The organism is Saccharothrix sp. DSM 118769 (assembly GCF_052936295.1).
Window position 1 is genome coordinate 2,628,155 of record NZ_CP193627.1, and the last position, 12,146, is coordinate 2,640,300.

The 12,146-nt window shown below is 72.5% G+C and carries 9 protein-coding genes; 4 read left to right on the forward strand and 5 right to left on the reverse strand.

The features are described 5' to 3' along the window. Positions 1-303 precede the first annotated feature (303 nt). Complete coding sequence (locus tag ACRAKJ_RS12185; protein ID WP_438921465.1) at positions 304-1,449, reverse strand: nucleotide disphospho-sugar-binding domain-containing protein; 1,146 nt, start codon at positions 1,447-1,449, stop codon at positions 304-306. Between the two features lie 270 nt (positions 1,450-1,719). Beyond that, positions 1,720-2,382, reverse strand: a complete 663-nt coding sequence (locus tag ACRAKJ_RS12190) for a hypothetical protein (RefSeq protein WP_438921464.1) — start codon at positions 2,380-2,382, stop codon at positions 1,720-1,722. Positions 2,383-2,502: 120 nt separating this feature from the next. Here ACRAKJ_RS12190 and ACRAKJ_RS12195 point away from each other — a divergent pair, with 120 nt between their 5' ends. Together ACRAKJ_RS12195 and ACRAKJ_RS12200 are read left to right on the forward strand one after the other, a co-directional pair. Then, complete coding sequence (locus ACRAKJ_RS12195) at positions 2,503-4,002, forward strand: AlkA N-terminal domain-containing protein (RefSeq protein WP_438921463.1); 1,500 nt, start codon at positions 2,503-2,505, stop codon at positions 4,000-4,002. Positions 4,003-4,015: 13 nt separating this feature from the next. Next, entirely contained in the window at positions 4,016-4,555 is a 540-nt protein-coding gene (locus ACRAKJ_RS12200; protein WP_438921462.1) for a methylated-DNA--[protein]-cysteine S-methyltransferase, read from the forward strand. Between the two features lie 359 nt (positions 4,556-4,914). Here ACRAKJ_RS12200 and ACRAKJ_RS12205 read toward each other — a convergent pair whose 3' ends face one another. The 3 genes from ACRAKJ_RS12205 to ACRAKJ_RS12215 form a co-directional block, all read right to left on the reverse strand. Continuing rightward, positions 4,915-6,393, reverse strand: coding sequence for a UvrD-helicase domain-containing protein (locus tag ACRAKJ_RS12205; RefSeq protein WP_438921461.1), 1,479 nt, complete (start codon positions 6,391-6,393; stop codon positions 4,915-4,917). Between the two features lie 69 nt (positions 6,394-6,462). Then, a complete protein-coding gene (locus tag ACRAKJ_RS12210) occupies positions 6,463-7,014 on the reverse strand; it encodes a hypothetical protein (protein ID WP_438921460.1) in 552 nt (183 codons plus the stop codon). Between the two features lie 56 nt (positions 7,015-7,070). Further along, positions 7,071-9,599, reverse strand: a complete 2,529-nt coding sequence (locus ACRAKJ_RS12215; protein ID WP_447008937.1) for a hypothetical protein — start codon at positions 9,597-9,599, stop codon at positions 7,071-7,073. Between the two features lie 143 nt (positions 9,600-9,742). On the opposite strand from ACRAKJ_RS12215, the gene ACRAKJ_RS12220 reads away from it, so the two are divergent. After that, positions 9,743-10,402, forward strand: a complete 660-nt coding sequence (locus tag ACRAKJ_RS12220; RefSeq protein WP_438921458.1) for an FHA domain-containing protein — start codon at positions 9,743-9,745, stop codon at positions 10,400-10,402. A 169-nt stretch (positions 10,403-10,571) separates the two neighbouring features. Beyond that, the gene (locus ACRAKJ_RS12225; protein WP_438921457.1) at positions 10,572-12,125 is read left to right on the forward strand and encodes an FHA domain-containing protein; all 1,554 of its coding nucleotides are present in this window, start codon (positions 10,572-10,574) and stop codon (positions 12,123-12,125) included. Positions 12,126-12,146 lie beyond the last annotated feature (21 nt).

Consider the following 12,146-nt stretch of genomic DNA (forward strand, 5'->3'; position numbering starts at 1 on the left):
GGTGACGCCGGCGGTCCACCCGGACCGCCGGCGCGCGGCACCCCGCTAGCAGCCCGAGCAACAGCCGCAGCCGGGGCCGGTGCACCCGCTGCAACAGGTGCAGCCGCCGGCGTGCGGCTGTGACGAGGTCGTGGTCTCCGTGGTCATGTCGGCCTCCCGTGGCGAGACGGTCCGGGTCATCACCTCCACGGTGCGCCGCCGCGGTGGCGGGGGTGAAGCCCGGCCACCCGATCGTCGGCGCTCGTTCACCCCGGTGGTGCAACCCCCGACACCGGATCGGCGGCGTCCGCGCGGCGGGCGGGGTCAGGCGTACTCGGGGAGGGCGCGGGCCACGTCGTGCGGGGACGGCATGGCGGCCACCTCCTCGGCCATCGCCGCCACCGCGGCGCGCACGGCCTCGTCGGTCAGCAGGCGGCGAGCCTTGGCCGTGATCACCTCGGCGGTCAGGTCCGCGGCGAGCACCTGGTCGCCGAGACCGGCGGCGGTGACCGCGTCGGCGTTGCTGAACTGGTCGGCGCCCTGCGGCAGGACCAGGTGCGGCACGCCCGTGCCGAACGTGCCCAGCGTGGCCCCGGCGCCGCCGTGGTGCACCACGAGGTCCACGTGCGGCAGGAGGTCGGCCTGCGGCAGCCAGGGCCGCACGAGCACGTTGTCCGGCACGTCGCCCAGCGCGCCCACCTCGACGCTCCGGCCGGTGGACACGACCACCCGGGTGCCCAGCACGGCCAGCCCGGCGATGGCGGTGCGCAGCACGTCCGCGGTGCCGAACGCCGTGCCCAGCGTCAGGTAGACCAGCGGCTCCCGGTGCTCGCGCACCCACGACGGCAGCTCGCCGGGCTCGGAGAACGGCACCGGTCGCAGCGGGACGACCTCGGTCGGCGAGACGGGGAACGCGGGGTCCTGCACCGACGGCGGGCAGATGTCGAGGTAGGGGTTGCCGAGCGGCATGAGGTCGCCGTCGGGCAGGTCGACGCCGAGGTCCGCGGCGACCTCGGCCAGGTTCCCGCGCAGGGCCTCGGGGGGTCCCGTGGGCCGCCACATCCGGCCGAACGAGTGGCACACCGCGGGCACGCCCGCGGCCTTCGCGGCCAGCCCGGCGCCGGGGTTGGCGATCTCGTGCACGACCAGGTCGGGCTTGCGGTCGACGATGATCGGCGCCAGGTCCGCGGCGCAGCGGCGCGGCAGGATCGACCCGAACACCTCCGAGACCCGCTCGGGTCGGAAATCGGGCGACTTCCGGGCCGCGGGACCCGCGCCGGCCAGCTCGAACGCCGCGAGCATGTCCATGCCGCCGGTGACGTGCTCGATGCCGTGCGCGGTCACCGCGCGCGCGAACGGGGCCGTGGTCACGAACGTGACGTCGTGGCCCACCTCTCGCGCGGCGATGGCGAGCGGCAGGAGGGGGTAGGCGTGTCCGTAGGAGCCGAGGCTCGAGAAGAGGATTCGCACCGGGAAGAACGTACTGAGTCCGCCCCACCCTGAAAGTTAACTCTTCCCGTCCCTGCGGGTGGCGCCGCCGCGTCGCTTCGGGACGGGTCGCGGCGGCTACCGGCGGGAACCGCCCGCGGAACTCCTCCGGCGACGCCCGGTGCGCGGCCGGCACCACCACCGTGCCGCAGTCGTCCAGCACGCCGGGGTCGTGCCGGACCGTGATGGCGAAGTCCGCCCCGGTGCGCACGTCAGCACGTCGTACACCGGCCGGCGGTCCCCGGTCCCCGGTCACCGGCCGACCGCCGACGGGTGCAGGTCCGGCCGGTAGCCCGCGGCGAGGGCGGCCACCGTCGAGGGCGGCGTGAGCACCGGCAGGTCACCGCGCGGCACGGGTCTGCGCTCCCGGTAGCCCGCGTGCGACCAGCGGTGCAGCACGTCGTCGTGGAGGAGCCAGAACGCGTCGTCGAGCCGGGTGAACACCCCGTCGGGCAGCTCCCGCGCCGGGCGGGGCCGCAGCAGCCGGTTCCCGTCCACGAGCGCGCGCTCGTCGTGCAGCACGGCGTCGATGGCGTCGGCCCCGGGTACCGCCCCGCCCGGGGCCCGGTGCGGCCACAGCCGTTGGAACAGCCGGTACGCGCGGTTGCGGCACTCGGCGCACGGCCGGTGCCCGGCGGCCAGGGCGACCGCCTCGTCCAGGAAGAACAGCTCGGTGTACCGCCCCGGCCGCAGCACGGGGCGCCGCCTGCCCCGGAAGTCCACCTCGCAGACCAGCCAGCGCCGCACCTGGTGGCGCCTGCGCACGACGAGCCGTTCGTCGTGCAGCACGCCGCGGTTGCCGTACTTGGTGCCCCGGTGGGGCGTGGCGACCAGGTCGCCCGCCGGGGTCACGCGGTTGCGCAGCGGTCGGCTCGGCCACCCTGCCTGTGCGTTCCCGCCCCCGGAGGTCGTCATGACCCCAGTCCACCAGCGGTCGGTGGGTCCGGCCGGCAGGAACGCGCCACCACCCCCGCCCGTGGGCTTGGTGTCGTTTTCCTGCCGGCCGGACCGGTGGGCATCCGCCAGGATGGACCCGTGCACATCGACGTGGAGCGCTGCGTGCGCGCGGTCCAGTCCAAGGACGCCCGGTTCGACGGGTGGTTCTTCACGGCGGTGCTGACCACGCGGATCTACTGCCGGCCCAGCTGCCCGGTGGTGCCGCCGAAGGTCGAGAACATGGAGTTCCACCCGAGCGCGGCGTCCGCCCAGCAGGCCGGGTTCCGCGCGTGCAAGCGGTGCCGCCCGGACGCGAGCCCGGGGTCGCCGCAGTGGAACGAGCGCGCCGACGTGGTGGCCCGCGCCATGCGGTTGATCGCGGACGGGGTGGTGGACGCCGAGGGCGTGCCCGGCCTGGCCCGCCGGCTCGGCTACAGCGTGCGCCAGGTCGAGCGGCAGCTGCGCGCCGAGCTGGGCGCGGGACCGCTGGCCATCGCCCGCGCGCAGCGCGCGCAGACCGCCCGGCTGCTCATCGAGACCACCACCCTGCCGATGACCGACGTCGCGCCCGCGGCCGGGTTCTCCAGCACCCGCTCGTTCAACGACACCGTGCGCGAGGTGTTCGCGCTCACCCCGACCGAGCTGCGGCAGTCCGCCGTGCGCCGCAAGCGCGCGGTCCCGGCCGAGGTCGGCTCGGGCGACCCGCCCGCGACCACGCTGACCGTGCGGCTGCCGTTCCGCTCGACGCTCTGCCCGGACAACCTGTTCGGGCACCTGGTGGCGACCGGCGTGCCGGGCGTGGAGGAGTGGCACGAGGGCGCGTACCGGCGCACGCTGCGGCTGCCCAACGGCCCCGGCACCGTGTCGATCACCCCCACCCCCGCGCACGTCGCGTGCCGGTTCGCGCTGTCGGACCTGCGCGACCTGTCCACCGCGATCAGCCGGTGCCGCCGCCTGCTCGACCTCGACGCCGACCCGGTGGCCGTCGACGAGCTGCTGTCCGAGGACCCGGTGCTCGCGCCGCTGGTGGCCAAGAACCCCGGTCGGCGCGTGCCCCGCACGGTCGACGCCGAGGAGTTCGCCGTCCGGGCGGTGCTGGGCCAGCAGGTGTCCACCGCCTCGGCGCGGACGCTCGCGCACCGGCTGGTCGTCGCGCACGGCGAACCGGTGCGCGACCCGGGCGGCAACCTCACCCACCTGTTCCCCACCGCCGAGCAGCTGGCGACCCTCGACCCGGAGTCGCTGGCGATGCCCCGCTCGCGCCGCCGCACGCTGGTCTCGCTCGTCGCCGCCCTGGCCGGCGGCGAGCTGGACCTGGGCGCGGGCAGCGACTGGCAGCAGGCGCGGGCGAAGCTCGCCGCGCTGCCCGGGTTCGGCCCCTGGACCGTGGAGATGATCGCCATGCGCGGCCTGGGCGACCCGGACGCGTTCCTGCCCACCGACCTCGGCGTCAAGGTCGCCGCCCGCCAGGCCGGGCTGCCCGACTCCCCGGCGGCGCTCACCGCCCGCGCCGCGGCGTGGCGACCGTGGCGCGCCTACGCCGTCCAGCACCTGTGGGCGATGCTCGACCACCCCGTGAACAAGATGCCGACGGCATGAGGAGAGTACGACGATGGCACCACCCGCTCCCGGGCACCGCGTGCACACGACCGTGGACAGCCCGGTCGGCGAGCTGACCCTGGTGGCGACGGACGGGGCCCTGTCCGGCCTGTACATGGTCGAACAGCGGCACCGCCCGCCGCAGGAGTCGTTCGGCGAGGTCGACGCCTCGCCGTTCGACGACGTGGTCCGGCAGCTCGACGAGTACTTCGCGGGCAGGCGCACGGACTTCGACCTCCCGCTGAACCTGGCCGGCACCGAGTTCCAGCGCACCGTGTGGACGGCGCTGCGCACGATCCCGTACGGCGAGACCGTCTCCTACGGCGAGCTGGCCGCGCTCCTGGGGCGGCCGAGCGCGTCGCGGGCGGTGGGGCTCGCCAACGGCAAGAACCCCGTCGGCGTCATCGTGCCGTGCCACCGCGTGGTCGGCTCGACCGGCGGTCTGACCGGCTACGGCGGCGGCCTGGACCGCAAGCGCTTCCTGCTGGACTTCGAGCGCGGCGCGGCCGACGACGGCCTGTTCGGCCGCGGTGAGCTGGTGGGCCGGGCCTGACCGACTATCACTGACCGACTGACCACAGTGATCGACGCGTGGTCGTCGACACCGGCATGATGACCGACACCGCCAACGGCTGCACACGTCGCAGTCGGCGGTGTCGGTGGCGGTGGCGATCGGCGAGCTGGAGCGGCTGCTCGGCGTCCAGATCCTGCTGCGGCACAAGGCGCGTGGCCTGACGCACCCCCGTCGACCCGCTGGTGGTCGACCACCTGCTCGCCGCGTGCCGGCCACCGCCTTCACCGACTTCTGCCGACCGGTTCCCGTGCCGCCGGAGCGTTGCCACCGGTGGAGGTCGATTCCAACGGGTCGGGCGGACTCGTACAGATATCAGGTGCCCGGAGGGCGACGTCGCACTACGGCTCGCCGGGCTTGCCGTCGGGGTGCTGGTTGATCCAGGACAGCCCGCCGAGGTCGAGCCGGTGCTGCGCCCGGGTGACCGCGACGTAGGCCAGCCTCGCTTCGGCGAGGCTGATCTCACCGGGGAGCGGCTGCCCATCGGGGCCGACGTTCTCCCGGTCCTCCGGTTCGACGAAGTCCCGGGCGATGCGGACCGCGGACCACTCCCGCCCCTTGGCCTTGTGCACGGTGGACACCGTGACGTCGGCGCCCTCCTCGTCCGACAACCGGTCGACGGTGCTCAGCACGACGTCGACACCGTGCTCGTCGATCACGTCGACGAGCGGTTGCAGGTCGCGCCCGTCCGGGTCGTGGGCCGCGTACTCCTGGACCTCTCCCCACGTGGAGAACAGCAGCAGTTCGGGATGCCCGGCGCGTTTGCCCTCCTTCAGGTGCTTGGCGGCCGTGGCGAGGTCCGAGAGGGCCTTGCCGCCACCGGTCAGGGCGACCCGCTTGCCGGAACCGAGCAGAGAGAGGACCTCGGCCATCGCCCCGCCGTTGGTGCGGCACAGGATCGCGTCCGGTTCCGCCACGGGACCCAGGCTGCTCTCCACCGCGGGAGAGCCGGTCAGCCGGAGCGGGGCGTTCGCGAGCGCTAGCCACCGGTTCGCCTCCGCCGCGATGGCCGCGCCGAAGCGGAACGAGTGGGACAGCGTGAGCTGCGTGCCCTTGAACGCGGTCATCACGTCACGGGCGCCGCGCCAGCCGTAGATCGCCTGCGCGGAGTCGCCCACCATCACCAACTGGGCGCGCTCGCGCTGGTCGTTGAACACCTGTTCCACCACGGGGTTCGTGTCCTGGGCCTCGTCCAGCAGGAGGAAGTTCCCGCGGATCTCCGGATCGGTCAGCGCCCACATCTTCAGGTAGTGGTCGGGCTTGAACTTCACCTTCCCCGCTTCGGGGTTCTGCAAGTCCGCCCACATCCGGCGGGCGTGCGGCAGCACGAGGTCTGCCAGCTGGTCGTACAGGTGCTGCTCACCGATCCCGCGCACCCACGGCACGTGCCTGTGCCCGATCTGCCGGTCGGCGGAGTAGCAGTAGCGGGTGACCGTTTCCACCGCGATGGAGCACAGCGCGGCGGGTGTGACTTCCCGTGGCCCGATCCGCACCGCGGTCCTGATGCCGAACAGGGCGGCGAGCTTCACGCTGGACATGCGGGGCATGTCCAAGCGCTTGGCGTAGTGCTTGCCGACGGCGGCGTACGCGAGGCTGTGCGCCGTGTTCGCCTTGACGTGCTGGGGGAACCTGCGTTGCGCCTCGTCCGCGATCGAGCGGTTGAAGGCGAGGTAGCGGCCCCACCGGCGGGTGCTCGACGCCATCGCGGCCAGCGTGGTGGTCTTCCCGCTGCCGGCACCTGCCTGCAACACCACGTGGTCACCGGCGGCGAACGCCGCGACGGCCGCCTCCTGCTCGGGTGTGGGTCGTCTCGCGGACATGGTGATCCTTCACTGGTCGATCTCGGTGGGGGAAAGGGAGATGTGGCGCTCACGAGCGAGCGCGGTTCATCACTGGAAGGGAGGAGCCCCTGGTGCGGTGGAACCGCCGCGTGCGCGGACCAGGGTCGCGATGTTGTAGGCGGTCAGTGCGGTGAGGAGGACCAGCGCCAGCCAGAACCCGCTCCGCGTTTCCACCAGATCGCCCGCCGCGGCCGAGCCGATCTCCTCGGATTCGCTGATCTCCCGTACCAGCAGACCTTGCACCGACACCTGCGCGGAGATCAGGAACAGCGAAGCGGTCGCCCCGACCACGATGCCCACGGTGGCGAGCGCCTTCGACGTCGACAGCAGGACGAGACCGGCGAAGAGCACCACCAGCGCGATGATCACGAGTGGCTGGGCGGGCAGGTTGTTCGACTTCTCCGCCAGCGAGTCGTCGGTCTTGCCGGACACCTCGATCGACGGCTCACCGCCGAAGGCCAAGTCCCACCCCGAGTACTCGACTTCGATGTCACCCACCGAGGATTCGCAGGACACCGCTGTGAACGGCAGGGCCAGGCACAGCAGGCTGAGTGCGAGGAGCGGCAGGTTGACACGTCGTTTCGGTGGTCTGTTCGGCATGCTTCAAGTGTGGGAGAGGGGACCGCTCCCCGGTATGGGAAGCGGTCCCCAATGGACTACGAGGTCCAGACGCAGCCCAGGACTTCTTCATAGGTCCAGCCCGCACCGCCTGAGGTGCCTACGGTGTAGAGGAGTTCGCCGTTCCGCTTGTACAGGTAGCGGGAGATCGGGTGTTGGCCCTGCGTGGTGCACTGGCCTCCCGGAGCATTGATTACCAGGCCCACTACGCGCAGGTGCTCCCAACCGGTCTTGGGCTGAGCGTTTCGGCTGAAGTAGTGGTTCGGCGACGCGCCCCCGCAGTTGCTCGCTCCACGACTGCACATGTGGTCGTGCAGTTGACCGGCGGCACCGCCATCGGGGATCGCCCCATTGGGATAGGCCCAACCCAGATCGCTGTGGAAACTGTAACCATTTTCCGCCTCACCCTCGAAGCGAACGATGTGCACCCCATTGCTGTTCGCCAGGACCTGGAGCTTTTTGGCTTCGTACGGTGAGTAGTGGACGGCGATCGAGCCGCCCTTCTGCAGGGTGCCGGCCGGTGGGTCCTGGGTTATGGCGGTTTGGTGTTGGCGAGCGAAAGCGTCCGCCTGCTCGATGCACGCGAAACCCGCCGCAACCACCGCAGCGCACGCCTGTGCGAGGGGCAGGCCCAGCACGTCCGGCGCAGGGGTGGGTGGGGCGGGTTGGCTCGCGACCGTCAGGACCACCGCGCCGCCCGCGCGAACCGGTTGGCCCGCCGCCGGTGACGAGGACTGCACCGTGCCCGGCGCCGGCCCTTCGGGGCCCTGCGTGACCTGGCACGTCACCTGACCCGCCGTGTCCGCGATGATCGCGTTGCAGGCCGCCGCGCCGTCCTGGGCGACGGTCACCAGGTCGGGCATCGCCACGGAGTCCCAGTACCGCACGCCGACCCTCGTTCCCCGGGCCGCGAACTCGCCGTCGCGCGGTGACTGCTCGGCCACGACGTCCAGTTCGGCCCACTTCGCACCGGGGGAGGGCATGGGCTGCTCGTCGCAGACATCGCCCCCGTCCGGGGCGAACACGGCGTTGACCGTCGTGCAGGCGTCCGCCGCACGACGACCGACGACCCTCGGCACCCGCGTGCTGTCCCCGTAGACGTAGACGGTGACGGGAGATCCTTGCGTGACGCGTTCACCGCCTCCCGGAGCGGTGTCGCGCACCGTGCCCGTCTCGCCGCCGACGCCGACGTCCACGACCTGGCAGAGGAGTCCGCTCTCCCGGACCAGTTCGCACGCCTCGCCCTGCGGAGTGCCCGGTGGGATGACGGGTACGGGGACCAGGGCGGCCGGCGGTGTCGCCGGCGCGCCGGTCGGGGTGGCCTGTGACGTCGGGCGCGCCGGCGGTGGGGCGTTCGTGGGCGACGAAGGAGGCGCGCTCGGGGTGGACGAGGTGGTGGGCTTCACCCCGGACGAAGGCGCGGGGATTCCGCCGATGCCCTCGGTGTCGGTTTCCACGCCCGGTCCCGGACCCTTGTCGATGGTCACGGGTCGGCCGTCCGGGGCGATCGCGAGCGTGCCCCGGTCGTTCGGGTCGTTGGCCACGACCCGGCGCTCCTGCACGTCGACGGTGAACCGCGGCGACTTGCCCGGCACGGCCAGGGGTGCCGGGGCCGGCGAGTCGCCACCACGCAGGTCGCGGGGGAGCAACTCGTGATTCGCGTAGTCCGGCACGTAGACCACGTCGTCAAGCACCACCGGCGCACCCAGGTCGTGCCGACTCCCGGTGGGCAAGTCGTCGAACTCGCGTCGTTGCCCCGTGCGCGGGTCGACGCTGACGAGCTTGCCCTTGCGGTCCAGCACCACGAGGTACCTGCCGGCGCCCTTGGCCGAGGGCACGAGGACGTGCTGCCCGGCGGGCACGGGTTCCCGGTTGATGGCCTTCGTCGGCTTGGCGGCCACGTCCAGGGCCTCGCCCGCTTCCGTGATGCCGATGGGACGCCCCTCGGCCAGGGTCAGGTGCAGGATGGGCGTGGGCGCTGTGACGGGCTGTTCGGCCCGGTCGCCGACGACGTGCACGACCTCGTGCTTGTCGGTCAGCACCCACAGGCCGCCCCCGCTGTCGCCGACCGCGGTTCCCGTGGCGCCGGGTACCCGCACCGGGGATTTCGTGGTGTTGCCGTCCCCGATCTGCTCGACGACATCTAGGTCGGGGTACAGCACGAAGGTCGCCATGGGCGAGGGCACCACCACGGGCACTTCACCGCGCTGCGGCGGGGCGGCGAAGCTGGGGTTCAGCCCACCCTGGTCGCCGAAGTCCGAGCCGAGCAGCATGACCTGCTTGGTGGTGCGGTTGACCGACGCGACCCGGCCGTCGGCGAGGGTGACCAGCTCCAGTTCCTGCTCCCCGGTGGCCAGCGCCCTCGCCTCGGCCTCCACGCGTTCGGTCTCGGTGTTCAGCAGCACCGGCGCGTCGCCGCGTTGGACCACCGCCTGAGCGTTGCTCAATTCTTCTTTCGTCATGCTGTAGCCGGCGCCGACGGACGCGACGAACAGCCCGACGAGCAGAACGCATGCTACTGAGAGTATGCGTGATTTGCTTCTCCGGCCCGATCGGGACTCGTTCAATTCACGTCTCCAGTACGACGATCGGCGTAGTGTTCGCATCGGATTTGGCATGGTTGTCCGTGGAGGGTACAAAAGCCACTGCACCGGGGGTACGGGAAGTGCTTCCCAACGCGAGGGGTGGCGTGTCGGTGAGTGGATCATTGGTGGCGCGTGTCGGGGCGACCGTGTGCGAAGTCCGCCCGGACAGGGAGTTCGTGTTCGGCAGGTCCAAGGCGTGCACGGTGTGCCTCGACCCGGCCGACGCGGTGATCTCCCGCCAGGCAGGCGCTGTGACCTGGGAAAACGGCAGTTGGTTCGTGCTGAACCGCAGTACGAGCCACAACCTGGTGATCGTGGACGACTCCAGGCTGCGCACCGTTCTCGCGCCGGGGAAGCGCCACTTCCTGCAAGGACCGACGCGTGTGCTCGTGCAGGGAGCGGGTCCGAAACCGCACGTGATCGAGATCGACGCCCCCGCGCCGGAGCCCGCATTCGTGCGGGAATCCTCGAACGAGTCGGCCACCATCACCGGTGATGGAGTAATGCTCACCTTCGAGGAGAAGCAGGCGTTGGTGGCGCTCTTCGCCGGTTATCTGCAAAAAGGCGAAGCGTACGATCCCTATCCGCGCACCTACGAGGCCGCCGCGAAGCGGTTGGGGTGGCCGCGCACCACGTTGTTGCGGAAGATCGAATACCTGCGCACCCGGTTGACGAAGGCCGGGGTACCGGGGATGACGGGGAACAACGCCCTGCTGAAACTGGCCGAGCACGTGCTCACCCAGCACCTGATCGGTGAAGCCGATCTCCACCTGATCGGCAAGTGATGTCCATGGGAAGCGCTCCCGATCCCGCTGCAGCGCGGCAGTGCCTAGCGTCCGACCCGACAACGTGCGCGGATCCGGGAGCGGTGGCCAGGTGGAAGTCGAGTTGTTGTGCGTCGGACGTGACGGGGGTTGGCGAGCCGTGGTGGTGACCGCGGGGGAGGCGCACCGCGTGGCGGACCTCGCTGCGGCGCTCGGCTCCCGCGAAGCACTCCACCTCGGACCGGTGCCGCTGCCGATGTGGTTGCCGCTGGTGGAGGCGGGCATCGCCCACGGCGTCCTCCTCGGCATCGACCGGCCCACCCCGGTCGTCGGGACCTCGGCCGTGGGTGGCGGTATCCGGGAGATCGCCGTCGTGGGCGGCCTCCACGGCGGACCGAGCACCACCCTCTACCCGTCGGGCACGCTGACCATCGGTCGCTCCCCGGACGCCGACCTGGTGCTGGCCGACGCGGAGGTGAGCAGGCGGCACGCGCGGGTCGTGATCGCGGCCGACGGCCACCACACCCGTTTGGAGGACGCCGGGTCGCGCAACGGCGTCCGTTGGCGGGGGTGGCTGCTCGAAGGGGCCGCGACCATGGTCGCGGGTGACGTGGCGGGCGTCGGGGAGACCGTGATCGGCCTGCGCGACGCGGTGTCGGAGGACGCCGTCGTGGAGGACGTGCCGGGCTCGGGCGTGCGCGTGTTCCTCCGGCCAACCAGAGCGGCGGGGGCGACGGCTGGCGACCAGGACGCGGCGGGGGCGACCCCGGTCGGAGCGGAACGCGCCCGGTCGCTTCGCGACCGCGATCCCGACCCGACCCGCGTCGTCGCCCTCGCGTGCGCGCCGTCCGCCCGGCTGTGGGAACGTCGGCCCGCTGACGACGACTTCCTCCGACTGCGCCTCGGGTTGTGCGACAGACCGGCCGGCCGGCAGGCAGGCGTCCATTCACCGCCGTGCACGGAGCCGGTGCCCGAGTCCGTGCGCCTGGGGGAGGTCGGCGCCCTCGGCGTGAGCGCCCCGCGCGGCGCGCTGCTGGCGGTGGCACGCGCTCTGGTCGCGCAGGCCGCGGTGCTCCAGGCACCCGAGGACCTGGTGATCGCGGTGATCACCGGCCAGGACGGCGGTGCGGCCTGGGAGTGGGCCGGTTGGCTGCCGCACACCCGCCCGCCTTCCGCCGACTTCGACTGCGCACGGCTGGTCGCCACCGACGCGGAACAGGCGCGGTCCAGGCTCGCCGAACTGCGCGGGGTCGTGCACCAGCGGGTCGCGCGGCGGCACGGTTCCCTCAGAGCCGGGGGGCAGAGCGTGCTCGTGGTGGTCGACGGCGTCCGGAGGTTGCGAGGGCTCCCCGGCCTCACCGAGGTCCTGACCGACGGTCCACCGGTCGGTGTGCACTCCCTGTGCCTCGCCGAGCCGGGGGAGGCGCTGCCGGTCGAGTGCCCGGCGACCGTGGTCGCGACCGACCCGGCAGGCAGGCGGGGCAGGCTGCGGCGCCCCGGCACCCACCCCGTCGACGACCTCCTGCTCGACGGCCTCACCCCCGAGCACGCCACTCGACTCGCCCTCGCGCTCGCCCCGGTGCTCCTCCCCGGTGACCGGCCCGCGGTGGAGGACCCCGCTGAACGGCTGGCGGTGCGCCGACGCCTGTTCACCGAACTCGGCCGCCCGTCCCGCAGGCGCGCGGCAGACCCCGACCGCACCGACTCGATCGTCACCGCGGTCCGGCCGGGAAGCACGACCTGATCATCACCAGCAGTGGAGGTT